Origin of the sequence: Pusillimonas sp. (genome assembly GCF_029263785.1) — a bacterium.
In the GTDB taxonomy this organism is placed as follows: Bacteria; Pseudomonadota; Gammaproteobacteria; order Burkholderiales; family Burkholderiaceae_B; genus Pusillimonas.
In genome coordinates this window covers 16,355-33,811 of record NZ_JAJUFE010000007.1, presented here as the reverse complement: position 1 = coordinate 33,811, position 17,457 = coordinate 16,355, and the positions used below count along the sequence as shown (strand labels likewise).

Annotated in this window: 18 protein-coding genes; 9 read left to right on the top strand and 9 right to left on the bottom strand. The window is 57.0% G+C overall.

The window, feature by feature from the left end:
* Positions 1-39: 39 nt before the first annotated feature.
* Complete coding sequence (locus tag Q1J88_RS03660) at positions 40-792, bottom strand: alpha/beta fold hydrolase (RefSeq protein ID WP_301116139.1); 753 nt, start codon at positions 790-792, stop codon at positions 40-42.
* Positions 776-1,933 (bottom strand): DUF3182 family protein, encoded by a 1,158-nt coding sequence (locus Q1J88_RS03655; RefSeq protein ID WP_301116138.1) that lies wholly within the window; start codon positions 1,931-1,933, stop codon positions 776-778. The genes Q1J88_RS03660 and Q1J88_RS03655 overlap by 17 nt, the downstream gene beginning before the upstream one ends.
* A gap of 228 nt (positions 1,934-2,161) precedes the next feature.
* On the opposite strand from Q1J88_RS03655, the gene Q1J88_RS03650 reads away from it, so the two are divergent.
* The 4 genes from Q1J88_RS03650 (at position 2,162) to Q1J88_RS03635 (ending at position 5,818) form a co-directional block, all read left to right on the top strand.
* Complete coding sequence (locus Q1J88_RS03650) at positions 2,162-3,571, top strand: cytochrome ubiquinol oxidase subunit I (protein ID WP_301116137.1); 1,410 nt, start codon at positions 2,162-2,164, stop codon at positions 3,569-3,571.
* 2 nt (positions 3,572-3,573) lie between these two features.
* Entirely contained in the window at positions 3,574-4,581 is a 1,008-nt protein-coding gene (gene cydB, locus Q1J88_RS03645; protein ID WP_301116136.1) for a cytochrome d ubiquinol oxidase subunit II, read from the top strand.
* Positions 4,581-4,724, top strand: a complete 144-nt coding sequence (locus tag Q1J88_RS03640) for a DUF2474 family protein (RefSeq protein ID WP_301116135.1) — start codon at positions 4,581-4,583, stop codon at positions 4,722-4,724. The genes cydB and Q1J88_RS03640 overlap by 1 nt, the downstream gene beginning before the upstream one ends.
* A 131-nt stretch (positions 4,725-4,855) precedes the next feature.
* The gene (locus Q1J88_RS03635; RefSeq protein WP_301116134.1) at positions 4,856-5,818 is read left to right on the top strand and encodes a sigma-54 dependent transcriptional regulator; all 963 of its coding nucleotides are present in this window, start codon (positions 4,856-4,858) and stop codon (positions 5,816-5,818) included.
* Between the two features lie 12 nt (positions 5,819-5,830).
* On the opposite strand, the gene Q1J88_RS03630 is transcribed toward Q1J88_RS03635, so the two are convergent.
* Complete coding sequence (locus tag Q1J88_RS03630) at positions 5,831-6,877, bottom strand: YeiH family protein (protein ID WP_301116133.1); 1,047 nt, start codon at positions 6,875-6,877, stop codon at positions 5,831-5,833.
* Between the two features lie 110 nt (positions 6,878-6,987).
* Between Q1J88_RS03630 and Q1J88_RS03625 the strand changes: the two genes are divergently transcribed.
* Together Q1J88_RS03625 and Q1J88_RS03620 are read left to right on the top strand one after the other, a co-directional pair.
* Positions 6,988-7,899, top strand: coding sequence for a LysR family transcriptional regulator (locus Q1J88_RS03625; RefSeq protein ID WP_301116132.1), 912 nt, complete (start codon positions 6,988-6,990; stop codon positions 7,897-7,899).
* Positions 7,900-8,029: 130 nt separating this feature from the next.
* Positions 8,030-8,842 carry a ZIP family metal transporter gene (locus Q1J88_RS03620; protein ID WP_301116217.1) on the top strand — a complete coding sequence of 271 codons (813 nt, stop codon included), beginning with the start codon at positions 8,030-8,032 and terminating at the stop codon, positions 8,840-8,842.
* A 12-nt stretch (positions 8,843-8,854) separates the two neighbouring features.
* On the opposite strand, the gene Q1J88_RS03615 is transcribed toward Q1J88_RS03620, so the two are convergent.
* Together Q1J88_RS03615 and Q1J88_RS03610 are read right to left on the bottom strand one after the other, a co-directional pair.
* Positions 8,855-9,172, bottom strand: coding sequence for a chaperone modulator CbpM (locus Q1J88_RS03615; RefSeq protein WP_301116131.1), 318 nt, complete (start codon positions 9,170-9,172; stop codon positions 8,855-8,857).
* Entirely contained in the window at positions 9,169-10,110 is a 942-nt protein-coding gene (locus tag Q1J88_RS03610; protein ID WP_301116130.1) for a DnaJ C-terminal domain-containing protein, read from the bottom strand. Before Q1J88_RS03610 ends, Q1J88_RS03615 begins: the two co-directional genes overlap by 4 nt.
* A gap of 282 nt (positions 10,111-10,392) precedes the next feature.
* On the opposite strand from Q1J88_RS03610, the gene Q1J88_RS03605 reads away from it, so the two are divergent.
* From Q1J88_RS03605 to boxB, 3 genes are all read left to right on the top strand, one after another.
* On the top strand, positions 10,393-10,593 hold the full coding sequence (locus Q1J88_RS03605; RefSeq protein WP_301116129.1) for a CsbD family protein: 201 nt from the start codon (positions 10,393-10,395) through the stop codon (positions 10,591-10,593).
* A 156-nt stretch (positions 10,594-10,749) separates the two neighbouring features.
* Positions 10,750-13,137, top strand: coding sequence for a catalase (locus Q1J88_RS03600; RefSeq protein WP_301116128.1), 2,388 nt, complete (start codon positions 10,750-10,752; stop codon positions 13,135-13,137).
* 339 nt (positions 13,138-13,476) lie between these two features.
* Positions 13,477-14,970, top strand: coding sequence for a benzoyl-CoA 2,3-epoxidase subunit BoxB (gene boxB, locus Q1J88_RS03595; RefSeq protein WP_301116127.1), 1,494 nt, complete (start codon positions 13,477-13,479; stop codon positions 14,968-14,970).
* A 112-nt stretch (positions 14,971-15,082) separates the two neighbouring features.
* On the opposite strand, the gene Q1J88_RS03590 is transcribed toward boxB, so the two are convergent.
* Genes Q1J88_RS03590 through Q1J88_RS03575 form a run of 4 tightly spaced genes read right to left on the bottom strand, consistent with a single transcriptional unit; the run spans position 15,083 to position 17,373 of the window.
* Positions 15,083-15,529, bottom strand: coding sequence for a carboxymuconolactone decarboxylase family protein (locus Q1J88_RS03590; RefSeq protein WP_301116126.1), 447 nt, complete (start codon positions 15,527-15,529; stop codon positions 15,083-15,085).
* 13 nt (positions 15,530-15,542) lie between these two features.
* Positions 15,543-16,208 carry an isochorismatase family cysteine hydrolase gene (locus Q1J88_RS03585; protein WP_301116125.1) on the bottom strand — a complete coding sequence of 222 codons (666 nt, stop codon included), beginning with the start codon at positions 16,206-16,208 and terminating at the stop codon, positions 15,543-15,545.
* A complete protein-coding gene (locus tag Q1J88_RS03580; protein WP_301116124.1) occupies positions 16,205-17,062 on the bottom strand; it encodes a hypothetical protein in 858 nt (285 codons plus the stop codon). Before Q1J88_RS03580 ends, Q1J88_RS03585 begins: the two co-directional genes overlap by 4 nt.
* A gap of 2 nt (positions 17,063-17,064) precedes the next feature.
* Positions 17,065-17,373: a hypothetical protein gene (locus tag Q1J88_RS03575; RefSeq protein WP_301116123.1), complete on the bottom strand. Its 309-nt coding sequence runs from the start codon at positions 17,371-17,373 to the stop codon at positions 17,065-17,067.
* Positions 17,374-17,457 lie beyond the last annotated feature (84 nt).

The following is a 17,457-nucleotide window of genomic DNA, read 5'->3' as shown; positions in this document are numbered from 1 at the left end:
ATGCTCCATCAGACTTGATGTCGCCTGACCAGGCAAATTTCATACCCGGCCCGACGAAATGCGTGCGCCGACCACCATTTCGGTCGCCCAGTTGAGCAAGATGGACGTGTACGAGCGCTGAGCCTCCTTGCGAGTCAGTCCATGGTCCGCATCATCGAGCATGCGGTGCGTCAGCGAATGTGCTTCCCGAAAAGCAGCCCGATAGTTCATGATGGTGGAATGGGGAACGAAGTCGTCGTGTTCGGCTTCGACAATCAGCACATCACCCTTGAATCGCCGGCAGGCAGCCAAGGCGCGATTCTCGTTCGGACCGACTGTGGCCAGCCGATACTTGGCCAGGCTCTTGCGATTGAGCTGACGCTTGGGCAAGTTCCATTGGTCGTCCTGGTATAAGGCGGGAACGTGCAAGGCCAGCCACCTCACCGACCGCAGGCTGGTCAGGATGGCGGCCAGATAACCACCGTAGCTGCTGCCTACAACCGCGATGGCAGAAGTGTCGATGGCCGGGTGTGCGGCCAGCAGATCGTAGGCGGCAATTACGTCCCGCAGGTTGTCCTCTCGTGAAACCCTTCGCTGCTGCTCCAGTGTGGCGGCGTGCCCGCGCAGGTCAAATGTCAGGCACACACAGCCCAGACCGGCTAGCCCGCGTGCCCGGCGCAGGTCAAAATCCTGGCTGCCACCCCAGCCATGGACAAAGAGCACTCCGGGGACTTTGTTGGACGGTTCAAGAAATGTCCCTGCTATCTGCTGTCCTTCGACAGGGATCATGACAGTTTCACTGAGGGTTCCCATAGGGTTCAATCAAGCCGTATTTTGTGATGAATCCTGTGGCAGGGTCATCGCCGCGGTAGACCACCTGTGCATGCGCGGGGGCCTCGAAAGACGCGCCGTAACGCTCGAATGTTGCAGCCTGTACGGCGAGCAGTTGTTCGGAGTTTTGAAAGGCCTGCAATGCGCACGCTTCTGCAAAGCTGGCCCCGCCGGCACGCCAGCTTTGTTCAAGTACGCCCATCCTGGTCAGGCCCTGCGCGTTCGTTCCCAGAGCCACGTCGTAGTTGCGCCGGGATGCCAGCAGGTCGGGCCAGCAGCGTTGGGCGGCTGCATCGTAATGTCGTGCCATGCATACAGCCTGACGATACCGTTGCGCCAAGCGAAGCTTCAACAGTTCGTCATAGCTGCCGCGTACACATAACAGAGTGGACCCCCCATAAACCAGCTGCTCTTCGTTATCGGGCGTCAGTGATTGTGTACCTACATATGATGTTGTCAGCCCATCGATGCAAACTTGGCCAACGCTCAAGGTTTCCACATTGCTAAGGTGCTCTTCCAGCACCAATCCCCACCGTGCCAGTTCACTGTCGTCTTGTTGCGCCAGTGCCTCGTCGAGCTGGCGTAAATTGTGCACCACGGTCTGCCCACGGCCTCCACTGGCCTGAACCGGCTTGATGCGTGCCGGGCCTAGTGCCAGTAGCCGTGCGCCCGCAATGCGCGCCTCGGAAATCGTGAAGACAGTGAAGCCTGCCAGAGTGTCTGAAGCGACTTCGCGACCAAATTCCCGACTCCATCCTTCAGGCGCCACAGAGCCGTCGTGCAACAGGCTGTGCGTGATCGACTTTGTAGCGACGAACTCGTAAGGAACGACTCCTCCGAACAAGTGAAAGTCATCCACGATGGCTTGAATGTAAGCGTCGGTGGCTTCAGGTAAACGGGATCGCACCAGTGTGTGTGCAGGCACGTAATAAACGTCATTAACGATTGCCGAAACATCGGGCTGATAGTTCTGCCAATACGAAAGCCCGAGGATCGCGGCGAGCTTTTCGGTCAGGGCATCCTGAGATGCGAGGTCATGTGCTGTAGCGCCGTGCCGCCGCGGGAACGCGACGGCGCCTCGCAGTTGACCTCCGACCGTGGCCAGGTTCGTCATTGCTGCCATATGGCCTCCTTCATTGCAACGTGCAGCGGCAAGCAACATGCCCATGAGCGACCGAGGCGCTCAAATGCCCAGTAAATCTACAAAAGGAGCCTGTTGTCTGGTTTGCCAGGAAAAGTGGCGCTATAGTGTGGCCCAGGGATTGGCTGTCGACGTTGTCTTGCGTGTGTAAGTCAGTCGGCCTGCCAGCATGCACTGACACCAGTCTCTATCGCCTACAGGAGCGCAGGAATGGAACTCGATGCCTTGATGTTGTCCCGCATTCAATTTGGCTTCACCATCTCGTTCCACATTATTTTTCCCGCCATCACCATCGGGCTCGCCAGCTATCTTGCTGTACTCGAGGCCTGCTGGTTGCGCACTGCCAACGTCATTTATCGCGATCTTTATCATTTCTGGATCAAGATTTTCGCAGTGAATTTCGGTATGGGAGTGGTTTCGGGCGTTGTCATGGCCTATCAGTTCGGAACCAACTGGAGCGCGTTCTCTGATTTCGCCGGCAGCATAACCGGCCCGCTCCTGGCTTACGAGGTTCTTACCGCATTTTTTCTGGAAGCCGGTTTTTTGGGCGTAATGTTATTCGGCTGGAAACGGGTGGGCCCCGGGCTGCATTTTTTCTCTACCGTAATGGTGGCACTGGGTACCCTGATATCAGCCACGTGGATCCTGGCTTCCAATAGCTGGATGCACACACCGCAGGGTTACGAGATCGTCAATAATCAGGTAATACCAGTGGATTGGTTCGCCGTGATCCTCAACCCCTCCTTTCCGTACCGGCTGATCCACATGACGCTAGCTGCCTACCTGGCAACGGCCTTAATGGTCGCCGCGTCCGCCGGATGGCACTTGTTGCGGGGTAATGACAATCCGGCTGTACGCAAGATGCTCTCGATGGCCATGTGGATGCTGCTGTTTGTTGCGCCATTGCAGGCAGTCGTGGGAGATTTTCACGGACTGAATACTCTTGAACACCAGCCGGCCAAGATAGCCGCCATCGAGGGGCATTGGGAAAACAAGCCGGGCGAAGCGGTACCCCTGACCTTGATTGGCTGGCCCGACATGGAAGAGGAACGCACCCGGTTCGCGGTCAATGTGCCGCATTTGGGAAGCCTGATCCTTACGCATAGCTGGCGTGGTCAGTTCAAGGGCCTGAAAGAGTTCGCACCCGAAGATCGCCCCAATTCATTAGTCGTGTTCTGGACGTTCCGCATCATGGTCGGGCTGGGATTGTTGATGATCGCCCTGGCGCTGTGGGGTGCCGTGGCCAGATGGCGTGGCACTTTATATGCGCAGCGGGGGTTGCATCGCTTTGCGCTTTGCATGGGTGCCAGCGGCCTGGTGGCGATACTCGCAGGCTGGTATACCACCGAGATCGGGCGACAGCCCTGGATTATTCATGGACTGATGCGAACGGCCGATGCCGTCACGCCTCATAATGCCGCCGAGGTGGGCCTGACGCTGGTTCTGTTCATTATCGTGTATTTCATTCTGTTCGGTGCGGGTATTGTCTACATTCTGAGACTGATACGCACCGGCCCGCTCAGGCATGAGCCGCAGGAAGGGGGGCCAGGAGAGCATCGTACGCCTGCCAGACCGCTTTCCGCGGCCGAGCACAGCAAGGCCAACCAGGAAAGGGGATAAGGATGGGTATCGATCTTCCACTTTTGTGGGCCATTATCATTCTTTTCGGAATCCTCATGTACGTCATCATGGACGGGTTCGATCTTGGAATCGGCATATTATTTCCGTTCATGCCCGATGAGCACGACCGCGACGTGATGATGAACACGGTTGCCCCCGTGTGGGACGGTAACGAAACCTGGCTGGTGTTGGGGGGAGCGGGGCTGCTTGCGGCGTTTCCTCTGGCGTATGCCGTCATCCTTCATGCCTTCATGTTGCCCTTGATCTTCATGCTGTTGGGGCTGATTTTTCGCGGAGTTGCTTTCGAGTTTCGATTCAAGGCAGGTGCCGATAAACGGCATTGGTGGGACAAGGCCTTTATTTTTGGCTCTTTTTGCGCGACGTTCTTTCAAGGCGTGGTGCTGGGTGCCTATATCGACGGTTTGCCCGTCGTCGACCGCGCGTATGCCGGTGGAGCGCTGGACTGGATCCATCCATTTTCCATTTTTACCGGTCTGGGTCTGATTGTTGCGTATGCCTTGTTGGGTTGCACGTGGCTGATCTTCAAGACTGAAGGCCTGCTTTATGACCGCATGCGCGCGCTGGCGCGGCCCTTGACCTTTACATTGCTCGGCGTCATTGTGGTGATCAGCTTGTGGACGCCTGTTGCGCATCCGGCAATTGGTGAACGCTGGTTCAGTATGCCGAATCTGTTGTGGTTTGCACCTGTACCCATACTCGTAGCCGTCTCGGCATACTACTTGCTGGCAATGCTCGGCCAAAAACCCCACGCCGGGCCGTTCGTGCTTACCCTGATATTGATATTTCTAGGCTATAGCGGACTGGGCATCAGTATCTGGCCCAGCATCATACCGCCGGACATCAGCATCTGGGATGCTTCCGGCCCGCCGCAAAGCCAGGGCTTTGCATTGGTAGGGGCGCTGCTGATAATGCCCATTATCCTGATGTACACCGGGTGGTCATATTATGTCTTCCGTGGCAAAGTGAGGCACGGCGAGGGCTATCACTGATGGGCGATCTTCAGGGTGGCAGAAGGCGCTGGGCCAGCCGCGTGGGGTGGATGGCAGTTCTTTGGGCCATCGGTGTCGCAGCGCTTGCGCTCGTGGCGCACCTGCTTCGGCTTGTCATGGGCTGGGCGGGATTCAACTCGTAACGTATGAAATGTTACGTTTACCTGACTAATACTTATTTTCTTAATAGCAGTAACGTTTTACCATTCGACATACCATCCACCGGAAGGCGGGGCGACAATGCTCCATTTTTGCTCGAAATCAGGCTTCACTCATGATAAAAACTTCACGGTTTCTCGGTCACTCTGCAGGAGCATTTCGGCTGGCCAGAGCAATTGTCAAAGCGGCACCCACCTCTGCCAGTGTCTTGATCATAGGTGAAAGCGGCACCGGTAAAGAGGTTGTGGCGCGTGCCATTCACGACAGAAGCTCGCGTCGCAAGCAGCCATTCGTTGCGGTCAACTGTGGCGCGATCAGTCCATCGTTGGCCGAAAGTGAACTTTTCGGCCACGAGAAAGGAAGCTTCACCGGAGCAGTCACCAGTACCGAAGGCTGTTTCGGGCGTGCTCACATGGGCACGCTGTTTCTGGATGAAATTACCGAAATGCCGTTATCGGTGCAGGTCCAGTTGCTGCGCGTCCTCGAAAACGGCAGCTATTTCAGTGTCGGCGGTACCGAGCAAAAAAAAGTGAATGTGCGCATTATCGCGGCCACCAACCGTGATCCCAAGGCGGCCGTCCAGGCCCATACCTTCCGTTCAGACCTGTTGTATCGTCTGGCGGTATTTCCAGTGCGCGTACCTGCTTTACGTGAACGTAAAAGCGATATTCCCTACCTGGCGCAGCGTTTTCTCAACGAACTTAACGAGCAGGAAGGCACAAAAAAGGTATTTGCACCCGACGCCTTGTTCCAGCTCGAAAGCTATCACTGGCCGGGCAACATCCGCGAGTTGAAAAACACCGTCACGCGGGCATTTATCCTGGCCGACGACGAAGTCGAGATACCTCAGCTAAGCGCCAATGTCCAGCCGCGTCTGCCCGATGTAAAGCACGGCTTGCTCAAGATTTCGGTTGGAACACCCCTTGATTCAGCACAGCGTGCCGTAATCATGGCCACCCTGGATTATTATGGTGGCGACAAGCGTCGAACCGCCATGGCCCTGGGAATCAGCCCCAAAACCCTATATAACCGGCTCGAAGAGTTCCGCAAACAGGGGTACATGTTCAAAGTTGCGTAAAGGCAGCCGGAATCAGGCTAGCAGCGAACTTACCGCAACGTTGATCCCCAAGCCGCCGACCACCAGGAATGCAAACAATGTCGCTGCAAGCAGGATGGGTCGCAGGCCTGCCTGTCGCAATGAAGCGAATCGCGTGCGCAGACCCAGTGCAGCCATGGCCATGGCCAGCAGCATCATGTCTATGTGCAAAATGCCTTCTACCAGCGATGCAGGCAAAATATTCGACGAATTGACTCCGGCTGCAACAATAAAAAGAACGGCAAACCAGGGGATGACGATGCGTCGATTCGACGCCGTGGACTGATTGCGCGACACAATCACCGATAACACCAGCAAGAACGGGGCAAGCATCATGACCCGAATCATTTTTTCGATTACCGCCGTCGCGGCTACATGTTCGCTGACTGCTGCACCGGCGGCGACCACCTGGGCAACCTCATGTACGGTGGAACCAATATAGACACCGAATGCCAGATCGTCGAGCCCTGAAAGCGAAAAAAGGAACGGGTAGGCAAACATGGCCAATGTGCCAAATATCACCACTGTTGCGACCGCAACAGTAACCTGCTGCGGTTTGCCTTTAACCACAGGTTCAGTAGCCATGACGGCTGCAGCACCGCATATGGCGCTTCCTGCACCTATCAACATTGCCGTGTGCTTATCCAGCCGGAAAACCCTTGTTCCCAGAACTACGGCCAACAGGAAGGTACCACCAACGATAAGCGCAGCGATGACAACTCCGGCCCAACCCACTTGCGCAATATCCTGGAACGTGATGCGGAAGCCGAAGAAAACAATGCCTGTGCGCAACAGGATGTTCTTTGAAAAATCAACGCCCGCATCGGCGCGATCCGCGAATGAAGGGAAGATTGTGTTCCCGACGAGCATGCCCAGGATAATGGCCAAGGTCAGCACACTCAAGCCCGCGCTCGACAACCAGGGCAATTTCGCCAACCCTGTGCTGCCGGCTGCAAGTGCGAAGGTAAGGACAAGTCCGGGAACAAGACCCGGTTGGCTGAGGAGGGCGGGTTGTGGTGAAGCTGCTGCCGACTGCGTCATGAAATGGCCTTGGATATGTAAAACTCTCGGGCGTAAGCTTATAGTTTCCAGTAATATGAGTCCAATACCCATTTTTCCCATTTTCATGAGTAAAACTCATGGGGTGTGTGATGCGACTCAATCTTCATCTGACTCGAATTTTTTTCACGGTTGCCACAAGCGGCAGCTTTTCTCGCGGGGCAGAGCTCCTGCACATCAGCCAGTCTGCGGCGTCGAAGGCCGTCCGAGAACTGGAAGGTCAACTGGGGCTGGCATTGATAGAACGCGGTGGTGCGCGTGCAAAGAGCGGTTTACGCCTGACAGAGGCAGGCCGCGCCTTATACGAACACGCCCGGGGAATCTTTGCGCTGGAGCGGGCTGCGCTTGATGATCTGGGTGCCCGGACCGGAATTAAAAAGGGCGCCCTGACAGTGGGTGCTAGCACTACGGTGGCAGGCTATTGGCTTCCCACACACCTTGCCATGTACGCAAACAGGTTTCCGGACATCGAGCTTCAGATGGTAGTAGGCAATACCGCCGCCATCAGTCAGGGTCTGCTCGACTGCGAAGTCGATATAGCAGTGGTGGAGGGCGGGGTGACCGACCCGGGTGTCAGCTCTTTGCACTGGCGGGAAGAGTCGCTCGTGCTGGTCACTGGGCCCGAAACCCCGTTGGCAGGCGTCGATGCTGTGGATTCTGTTACGCTTTCGGCCGCACGGTGGCTGGTCCGCGAGCCCGGCTCGGGCACGCGTGAGGTCACCGAACGACTCATGCAAGCCGAGGGAGTGCAGTGGAACCATCTGATCGAAGTTGGCAGCAACGAGGGTATTGCACGCTCGGTCTCGCAGGGCCTTGGGGTGGCGATGCTGCCAGCGGTTGTCGTGCAGGACTTGCTCGCCTTGGGACGTCTGGCTACCATGAACATCGGCGGGGCAAAGAGTTTTCGCAGGCCGCTATATCTGCTTAAGCGTGCTCAGCGTCCGCTCTCTCCGGCTGCCCGAGCTTTTTCAAGCATGCTCCAGGAACACGAAACTCCCCTGTAAAGGCGCTCACGCAAAACCCAGGATGAAAATGGACGAACCCGCTGCATTGACCCGAGACAAGCAAAAGGCCGGCACGTCTCCTTTTGGAGGCCCGCGATGGCTGTGGGTCGTCATGGGGCTTGTCCTGTGCATGCTGGGCCTGCATGTCTGTCAGCAGATCCTGGCGGGGAACTGGGCAATGCGCGGTGCCCTGTGGGGCGGCATGGCGGCGGCCGCGGCAACTGCCCTGGGAACCCTGCCACTTCTGTTCTCCCAGACCTACTCACAGCGCTTCATCGATACGATGATGGGTTTCGGTGCCGGCGTCATGTTGGCGGCCAGTGGCTTCTCGCTCATATTGCCGGCGCTACACGTTGCGGCAGAACAGGGTGCCAGCGCGTGGGCAGGAAGCAGCCTGGTCGGGTTGGGCATCTTGCTGGGAGCAGGGGCATTGTTTTTGATCGACCAACTGACTCCTCACGAGCATTTCGTCAAGGGTGTGGAGGGGGGCCGCAAACGCGCCATGCGCCGCGCCTGGCTGTTTACGCTGGCGATCATGCTGCATAACTTCCCCGAAGGACTCGCCATTGGGGTAGCTTTCGCCGGTACTGATTCCGTAGGTGCCCAATCGTTGGCGGCAGGCATTTCGATTCAGGATATACCCGAAGGCATGGTGGTGGCGCTGGCATTGTGCTCGGCTGGATATAGCCGGCGTCTCTCGGCCTGTATCGCCATGCTGTCGGGACTCATCGAGCCCCTGGCAGCAGTGTTGGGCGTGATGGTGTTGGGCATATCCAGCGCACTGTTGCCCTGGGGCCTGGCAGCCGCGGCGGGCGCGATGCTATTTGTCATCAGCCACGAGATCATCCCTGAGTCGCACAGGCAAGGTCATGAGGCCTGGGCCACTGGCGGTTTGATACTGGGATTTGTGCTGATGATGGTGCTGGACACGTCGTTGAGTTGAAAATTTCACGCACTATCGCATCAATCGCGCTCGAAGTTGTGCAATTTCGGATTCAAGCTCATCCATCTTGCGCAGCAGGCTGAGGGCCAGCGCCAAGCCACGGGTGTCCAGTTCGAAGTCGTCCCGCAGCTGCCGCGCCTTGCGCGCAATGACTATGCATTCCATCCTGAAAAACAGGGCATTGGCCTTGGAGCTCGAAGGCTGGATTATGCCCATGTCGATCAGTTCGTGGAGTTCGTCGGCGCTTAGTCCGGACACTTCGATGACGTGGTCGAACGAGCAAATGTCCGACGTGTTCAGCCAGACGCTTTCAGTAATCGTAGTGGTCATGAGCGTGCCTCCGGAAACGAGCGTGGATTAAAGCGGGATTCCGCAGCCAGCTGTTGAAACAGTTCGCGCTCACGCGCTGAGAGCTTTGAAGGGATGTCTATTTTTGCAATGGCGTAAAGATCGCCGTGTTTGCCTGAGGCATCGGGCAGGCCGCGACCCGAAAGTCGAAGCTTCCTGCCGGCCACCGTGCCTTCGGGTATGCGAAGTTCGACCAGCCCGCCCAGTGTGGGTACCTCGACCGTTGCACCCAGAGCGGCTTCCCAGGGGGCAAGCGGAAGATCGATATACAGATCGCGATTGCTTGCCCGAAAAATTGGGTGCGGCTGAAGCTGCATCCTGACATACAGATCGCCTGGCCGGCCCCCATTGAACCCTGGGCCTCCTTTTTGGGGCAGTCGCAAACGCTGTCCGTCCGAAACGCCTTTGGGTATGCGAATGCGATAAGTCTTGGGTACCCGCCGAGGCATGCCACGTTCGTCTTCTTCGAGGACGGAGATTGTCAGATCCGCCTCGGCACCCGAGTAGGCCTGCTCCAGGGTGACCGGCATGCTGGTTTCGAAGTCTTGACCGTTTACAGCCATGCGGCTGCGCTCTTGACGGTCGGCCCGCTGGGCGGCAGCAAAGGCGGCCAGCAGGTCAGCCAGATCGACATCCGAAAAATCGGCCGATCCTTCCTGGAAATGCTGCTGCCACTGGTGCGGCGGTACGAACTCTTCTCCTGAGGGGTGACGTCCAAGATTGTCGAAAGCCGCGCGTTTTTCGGGGTCTTTGAGCGTTGCGTACGCTTCGGCTACCTCTTTGAATTTGCGTTCCGCATCGGGATCTTTCGAGACATCGGGATGGTACTGGTGTGCCAGTTTCCGATAGGCTTTTTTTATGTCTTCTTGCGATGCGTCTCGAGGGACGCCCAGTACATCGTAATAATCAATGTATTTCATTCGGACTCCCAAAAGCAGGGGGCCGCTATTGGCGGCTGATGCGGATGCGGGTCGAGCGGCACGAGAGACTTCAGTCACCGCCGCTGCATATCAGATTACCAACAACCTTGGCCATTGCAAAGCGGTCGCGGGTACGGCGTTTGCTGTAGTCAACCGGCGGATGCATGAGCCGGAGAAGGGTGAAAGCCCGGACCATCCATCTCAACACGGCACATGTATCCGCTCACATGCATCTGGGCATGTCAGGACAATACGTCGAAACTTTCTCACAGGAGTTCAATCATGAATAAAGACACACTGGAAGGCCAATGGAAACAACTCTCCGGCAAGGCCAAAGCGGCCTGGGGGGAACTGACCGACGATGAGCTCACGCGTACGAAAGGCGACGCCCAGCAACTGGCGGGCTTGATCCAGGAACGCTACGGCAGAACCCGGGAAGAAGCCGAACGCGAGGTCAAGGATTTCTTTGACAGCAATCACTAACAAGAATGGGCGCCGATGGGTCCGCACTGTCTGGCTTGAGTGTCAGAGCACGACGCGGCACTTCTTCAAAGCGTCCTTCGCGGCCAACAAATCTGTGTGCATCACTGCCATGGAGGCGTTGGCCGCACTGCATCCACTACATCAGGAGAAGTGCAAATGGCCAAGAAGACAACGCCTGGAAAAGGCGCGCAGGCTGCGGAAACTGGTTATAACCTGACCGATAGCGGTCCTGCCACGGACCCGAATGCTGCGCAGGCCGGGGAGGGCGTGGCCAAGGCTGCGGCGGTCGGTCAACTGGCGTCCGGCATGCCGCACAACCCCAATAAAGCTGCCGAACACGGGCATGACAACGCCTTGTCACCGCCGGCTGGTGCTGCCATCGACCCCCCGTCGCGAGATGCAACGGGCAGCACTCTGGCTGAAAAAAATGCCAGCGAGAAAACGGATGGCCCCGCCAACCCCGGTGTCAACGCAGTGGGCGGGTCTTTGGCGCGCGTGCGCGCCGATGCCGACGGACAAGTCCTGACCACCAATCAGGGCGTAAAGGTTTCAGATAACCAGAATTCGCTCAAGGCTGGTTTGAGAGGGCCAGCCTTGCTGAAGGACTTCATTCTTCGTGAAAAGATCACCCATTTCGATCACGAACGGATTCCCGAGCGTGTCGTTCATGCCCGCGGATCGGGTGCTCACGGATATTTTGAATGCTACGAAGCCCTGGGTGATCTGACCTGTGCATCGCTGTTTGCCGAGGCGGGAAAAATCACACCCGTATTTGTCCGGTTTTCCACTGTGGCCGGTGAGCGGGGCTCGAAGGACACCGCCCGCGATGTCCGTGGCTTTGCTGTAAAGTTTTATACCGATGAAGGCATCTGGGACCTGGTGGGCAACAACATGCCTGTGTTCTTCATTCAGGATGCCATGAAGTTTCCGGACCTTGTTCATGCCGTAAAACCCGAGCCCCATCACGCCATGCCCCAAGCGGCTTCGGCGCATGACACGTTCTGGGATTTCGTGTCGCTCATGCCGGAATCCACGCATATGCTCATGTGGCAGATGTCGGACCGGGCAATTCCTCGCAGCTATCGCACCATGCAGGGCTTTGGCGTGCACACCTTTCGCTTCGTCAGTGCGCAAGGCGAATCCACGTTTGTGAAGTTTCATTGGAATCCGAAACAAGGGACTCACTCCCTGGTATGGGACGAGGCCGTCAAGATCTCGGGCGCGGATCCCGACTTTCACCGACGTGATCTTTGGGAAGCCATCGAAGCGGGAGCCTATCCGGAATGGGAGTTATGCGTGCAAACATTCTCCGAAGACGATGCAGAGCGCTTCAGCTTTGATGTGCTCGACGCGACCAAGATCATTCCTGAAGAGCTGGTTCCCCTGAAGCCAGTCGGCCGCATGGTATTGAATCGCAACCCGGATAATTTTTTCGCTGAAACCGAACAGGTCGCTTTCTGCGCGGCGCATGTGGTGCCAGGTATTGATTTCACCAATGACCCCTTGCTCGCAGGTCGAATCCATTCCTACGTGGATACCCAGATCAGCCGGCTGGGCGGACCCAATTTCCACGAATTGCCCATCAATGCGCCTTTGGCACCCGTCCAGAACAATCAGCGCGACGGAATGCATCGACAGGCCATTCATCGCGGACGCGTGGCCTACGAGCCAAACTCCTTGGGTGGCGGGTGTCCTTTCCAGGCCGGAGCAGCAGGTTTTGTCTCGTTCCCCGAGCCGGTGGAGCAGGACGAAGTACGCGGCAAACCGGAAAAATTTGCCGAGCATTTCGCGCAGGCTGCGCTGTTTTACAACAGCCAGTCGGAAGCCGAACGTCGCCATATTGTCGAGGCCTTCCGCTTCGAATTGAGCAAGGTCACCGTGCCCGCTGTCCGTCGTCGCGTGGTGTCCATGCTGCGCAATGCATCCGAGGGCCTGGCAGCCGAAGTGGCCGAAGGATTGGGAATGGAACTGCCCGACCCGATGCCACGCGCCCTGGCAGAGCCGCCCCAGGCCGAAGTCGATGTATCGCCGGCACTGTCATTGATGGCACGGCCGGGCGAGGCGGGCATCCAGGCACGGAAGGTAGCTGTGCTCGTGGCAGACGGCGTGGATGGTGAAATGGTCTGGGAGGTCACACGTAGCCTGCAGGAGCAGGGTGCCGTAGTCCGTCTGGTGGGTCCTCGGATTGGACCTGTCGCTCCTGAGACGGGGCAGGCCATCGATGCGGATGCTTCGCTGGAGAATCATCCCGGTGTTCTGTTTGACGGGATGGTGGTGCCTGGAGGAAAGAAGGCGGGGCAGTTATTGGCCGCAGATCCCAAGGCGCGTGAATTTCTGGTTGATCAGTTCTTTCACTCCAAGACGATTTGGGTGTCTCGAGATGCGGAAGAACTGTTGCGCAAGGCAGGGATTACGGCTGAGGACGAGGCACTGCCGGGCATTTTCGTCACGCAAGACAGTGATGCCAAGGCAATCCAGACCTTCGTATCGGCCTTGGGGCATCATCGTCATTTCGAGCGGGAGCGGCCGGCTGCTGCGGCGTAGAAGTATTCTCTGTGTAGCATGTTCTCTGGGGGGCTCTGACAGGTACTTTGCCAGTTGGAACCCCCAGACGGTATCCCCTGACGCGCTAGATAACTCAAACGAGCATTGCGCAAGGGGCATTGTTTCAGTGTTCTTACCCCCCGCTGGCCATCAGACGCTCCCGGTTCGCTGACAGCCTTGAATCAAAAGTTTGATTTTTGTCAAAGCTCGCTCTGTTGAAAGCACTATCATGCATATCCAGGCTGAAATATGCATCAAATTGCAGTTTTAGCCAAGGGCGGGGCCACCCGCAGAGGATGAAAGTATTTCGGGGTGACGAACCCCCCACGGGAGAACATCATGAGCGAAAGCGAAGCCATTCGCGGCACCAGATATGTGGAAGTCAATTACGACGACAAGATTCCCAACAACGTCGACCTGAGCAACGACCGTCAACTGCAAAGGGCCCTGGAATCCTGGCAACCCGATTATCTTGACTGGTGGAAAGAGGCCGGTCCTGAAGGATTTCAGGACGCCGAGGTATACCTGCGCACTGCCGTCGGTGTAGACCCAAGCGGCTGGGCGGTCTTTGATCACGTCAAGATGCCCGAGTATCGCTGGGGAATCCTGCTCGCGCCCAAGGAAGAGGGCAGGACCATCGCCTTCGGACGCCATAAGGGTGAACCCGTGTGGCAAGAGGTTCCGGGCGAGTATCGCTCGATACTGCGTCGTCTGATCGTGGTGCAAGGTGATACCGAGCCTGCTTCCGTTGAACAGCAGCGTTATCTCGGCCAAACGGCACCGTCCCTTTATGATCTTCGTAACTTGTTCCAGGTAAACGTCGAAGAGGGCAGGCACTTGTGGGCCATGGTGTATCTGCTGGTCAAGTATTTCGGCCGCGACGGGCGGGATGAAGCGAAGGCCTTGCTTGAGCGTCGTTCTGCGGACAAGAACAATCCCAGGATTCTCGGGGCATTCAACGAGCGAACCCCGGACTGGTTGTCGTTCTTCATGTTTACCTACTTTACCGACAGAGACGGCAAGATGCAGCTGGCGGCTTTGGCACAATCAGGTTTTGACCCGTTGTCCCGCAGCTGTCGATTCATGCTGACCGAAGAAGCGCATCATCTTTTTGTTGGCGAGACCGGAGTCGGGCGGACCGTCGAAGCCACCGTCAAGGCCATGAACGCGGCGGGTATCACCGACCCCTATGACGTTGATGCCATTCGCGCCCTGGGCGTGATTGATCTGCCCACCCTGCAACGAAAGGCCAACTTCCATATGTCGGTGACACGCGATCTGTTTGGCTCCGAGATATCGAGCAACGGTGCCGAGCTTTATAGCGCCGGCCTGAAAGGCAGATACGAAGAAACCCGTATCGATGATGATCACGTGCTGACCAACGACACCTACCCGGTGATGACGGTTCGCGGTGGAGAGATCGTCACTGAAGAGCAGCCCGCGCTGGCCGCAATCAACAGTCGTTTGCTGGATGATTACATCAAGGATTGTCAGGGCGGCATTGATCGCTGGAACAAGATCATTGCCAACGCCGGCATCAATTTCCGGTTTACGCAGCCCCATAAAGGCTTCAACCGCAAGATTGGCGAGTTCGCCGGTCACAGCATCACTCCCGACGGTGAGCTGATCTCGGCAGAGGAATTCGAAGCGCGTCGCGACGAATGGTTATGCAATGAAGCGGATCACGATTTCATCAACTCCCTGATGAAGCCGGTCTACGAGCCAGGAAAGTATGCAAGCTGGATAGCCCCGCCGCGAGTTGGCATCAACAGCAAGCCGGGCGACTTCGAATATGTGAAGATCTACTCCAATGATGCAGCGGCCGGAAACTGAGTTTCCGAATCTCATGGCCGCATGATTGGCCGGTGTCGAAATAGAAGTGGCGCTTTACGTGGCGAAGATACTCCGCCGCGTAAAGCGCCACGTTCTTGAAACCGGCGACGACTTATTTGTTTTCTTGTGCCGCTTCGCGCTCGGCAATGTTGGCCAGAATTTCGGCGCCACGGTTGGCAGCCGACAAACCACGGAACAGGAAAGTCAAATTGACGACATCCTGCATTTCTTTCCATGTGGCGCCTGCCCGACGGGCGGCAATGCCATGAAGAACGGCAGCGTCGCTAAGCGAAATCAGCAGCATGCCAAACAACATCAGCTGAGTGGTCTTGACGTCGAAGCTCTCGGGGTACATGGCGTGTTCGCGCATTTGCTCTTGCAGGTCGACCATTTTCGGGTCAAGCGCGCCGGTAACGTTCACGCGTGCTTCGATTCGCGGTGGAACGAAACCCAGCAGGTCTTCGTAGATCTTGCCGCGTTCTTCAGCAGTCTTTTTGGTGTCCGCATACTCGCCCATGGATTGGCGAACAACGTCCAGATTGATTCGTTTAGGTAGCATCAGTAAAGCTCTTTCAGTTAGTGGATAGGGAAGAGGGCGTTCTGGACCACGCGGACAGGATGTCTTGCGTGCCGCAGACTTCGCCAAATAAAAACTGCATGTTCATCAGGCTGGCGTCATGCAGATCAGGAGTGTGGGACGCCACGGCGTCTTTGGGCACGACGCAGGTGTATCCCAGAGAATGGCCTTCGCGGGCGGTGGATTCGACGCAGATTTGCGTTTGTACACCAGTGAGCACCAGCGTTTCGACGTTATGAGAGCGAAGGGTGGATTCCAGATCTGTGCCCGAGAACCCGCTGTAATTATGTTTGACGATGACCGTTTCGCCATCATCGGGTCGGACACAGAACCAGTCGGCGCCCCAAGAGCCGGGCTCGCAGCATACCGCGGTAACACCGCGTTGCCTGAGTTTGCGCAGCATCGATGCCGGAATGCGGTCGTGAGAATAATCAGCGGCAATCCAGATGACGGGGATCTTGCGCGAGCGGGCTGTCTGCACCAACTGCTTCAGGTTGTCGCATATTCCGGCGACCGCAGAGATATCCTTGCCCATGACTTTATCAATGTAGCCACCGGGTGCGCAGAAGTCGTTCTGCATGTCGATGACCAGCAACGCCGATGCGTCAGGACGCAAGGCTTCTTTCAGTGCTCCGTCGAGTGTCGTCTGCGCCGGGTTCATGCAGCCTCCGGAAGAGCCCAGTACGAACCACCCATACCGCAGCGCATCGGAACCGACGGCACATAGAAAACGCTTTCCGCCTTTGAATTGCCTTGCTCGGCTGCGGCGCCCATGGCAACAAGCCACGCCAGCAGTTCGCCCGCGCCGCCGTCACCGCCGGTGAGCATCTTTTCGAAGGTGGCTTCTTTACGGACCTTTTCCAGGTCTCCGGTTTCGAGAAGCTCCATAAACCAGCGGTCGAATTCTTCGTGGACGGTAAAGTAATCGAGGCCACCCGGATCGTGTGACAGGCCGCCGGTGGCCATCAACACGACGCGTTCTTCGCCTGGGAAGCTTTTGATGATGCGTGCCAGCTGCGCGCCGACCTCGAGGCAATGTGTTGCTGTAGGCAGGGGCGGGACGATGCAGTTCATGTGAATGGGCACGAATCGCACGTCATACTTCGGGAAAAGGAACTTCAGCGGAACCGACCAGTTGTCGTCGAACAGCAGTTCTTCGGCAAAGGCGTGATTGGTACCAGCCTTGGCTGATTCGCGCACCAGGGCGCGACCCAGCTCGCGATGACCCTTGATTTCGTAATCGGGGACGTTCAGCCAGTCCTTGAACCACGGTGCCGGACCTTTCCAGTGATCGCCGATACCGACACAGAAGTCGGGGACGTTTTCCATGGGGAAATTCAGCAGATGATCGTTGGCCACGCCAATCACGACATCTGGCTTGAGAACTTCCATGCGGCGCCGAAATTCCTGATATCCGGCCAAAACGCCTTCTTGCTGCTCTTTGGGAGCCCGATCGATCCAGCCGGTGACGCCTGGCGCGTGGGCGATGCCCAAAGTTGCTACGAGCTTTGCCATGTTCAGTTGTCCTCCGAGACGATACCCATTTTTTCGGCGTAGAGCCGGGCGGCGTCGCTGTTGTTGTGGTTGTAGCCGCCGCCTTTGAACAGGCGGCTGATCTGGGGCAGGAAATAGGGATGCACGCCCAGCCGCGCGAGTCCTGATATGTCCATATTTCGCCAGGCTTGGCGCTCGGCCTCGCTTAGGCCGTAATGTTCCATCGAGGCTTCGATGTCTTGCTGGAATTGCCGATATCGCTCTTCGTCGCGTCGGAGTTCGAACACCATGCGATTTGACGGCAAAGTGCGGTCTGTATCCTGGATTCCCATCGATATTCCTTTTAAATTTCGATTTCAGCCATTAATATCGATTTAATGTAGTGGGGTTTATAATCCATGTCAATCCGTGGCGTC

What these genes read in the sequence shown, in the direction of transcription:
- Q1J88_RS03620 (WP_301116217.1), top strand. Translation starts at nt 8,030, where the DNA reads ATGCTGGGCCTGCATGTCTGTCAGCAGATCCTGGCGGGGAACTGGGCA.
- Q1J88_RS03650 (WP_301116137.1), top strand. Translation starts at nt 2,162, where the DNA reads ATGGAACTCGATGCCTTGATGTTGTCCCGCATTCAATTTGGCTTCACC.
- Q1J88_RS03615 (WP_301116131.1), bottom strand. Translation starts at nt 9,172, where the DNA reads ATGACCACTACGATTACTGAAAGCGTCTGGCTGAACACGTCGGACATT.
- Q1J88_RS03575 (WP_301116123.1), bottom strand. Translation starts at nt 17,373, where the DNA reads ATGGGAATCCAGGATACAGACCGCACTTTGCCGTCAAATCGCATGGTG.
- Q1J88_RS03585 (WP_301116125.1), bottom strand. Translation starts at nt 16,208, where the DNA reads ATGAACCCGGCGCAGACGACACTCGACGGAGCACTGAAAGAAGCCTTG.
- Q1J88_RS03610 (WP_301116130.1), bottom strand. Translation starts at nt 10,110, where the DNA reads ATGAAATACATTGATTATTACGATGTACTGGGCGTCCCTCGAGACGCA.
- cydB (WP_301116136.1), top strand. Translation starts at nt 3,574, where the DNA reads ATGGGTATCGATCTTCCACTTTTGTGGGCCATTATCATTCTTTTCGGA.
- Q1J88_RS03590 (WP_301116126.1), bottom strand. Translation starts at nt 15,529, where the DNA reads ATGCTACCTAAACGAATCAATCTGGACGTTGTTCGCCAATCCATGGGC.
- Q1J88_RS03625 (WP_301116132.1), top strand. Translation starts at nt 6,988, where the DNA reads ATGCGACTCAATCTTCATCTGACTCGAATTTTTTTCACGGTTGCCACA.
- Q1J88_RS03580 (WP_301116124.1), bottom strand. Translation starts at nt 17,062, where the DNA reads ATGGCAAAGCTCGTAGCAACTTTGGGCATCGCCCACGCGCCAGGCGTC.
- Q1J88_RS03630 (WP_301116133.1), bottom strand. Translation starts at nt 6,877, where the DNA reads ATGACGCAGTCGGCAGCAGCTTCACCACAACCCGCCCTCCTCAGCCAA.
- Q1J88_RS03660 (WP_301116139.1), bottom strand. Translation starts at nt 792, where the DNA reads ATGGGAACCCTCAGTGAAACTGTCATGATCCCTGTCGAAGGACAGCAG.
- Q1J88_RS03635 (WP_301116134.1), top strand. Translation starts at nt 4,856, where the DNA reads ATGATAAAAACTTCACGGTTTCTCGGTCACTCTGCAGGAGCATTTCGG.
- Q1J88_RS03605 (WP_301116129.1), top strand. Translation starts at nt 10,393, where the DNA reads ATGAATAAAGACACACTGGAAGGCCAATGGAAACAACTCTCCGGCAAG.
- Q1J88_RS03600 (WP_301116128.1), top strand. Translation starts at nt 10,750, where the DNA reads ATGGCCAAGAAGACAACGCCTGGAAAAGGCGCGCAGGCTGCGGAAACT.
- Q1J88_RS03655 (WP_301116138.1), bottom strand. Translation starts at nt 1,933, where the DNA reads ATGGCAGCAATGACGAACCTGGCCACGGTCGGAGGTCAACTGCGAGGC.
- Q1J88_RS03640 (WP_301116135.1), top strand. Translation starts at nt 4,581, where the DNA reads ATGGGCGATCTTCAGGGTGGCAGAAGGCGCTGGGCCAGCCGCGTGGGG.
- boxB (WP_301116127.1), top strand. Translation starts at nt 13,477, where the DNA reads ATGAGCGAAAGCGAAGCCATTCGCGGCACCAGATATGTGGAAGTCAAT.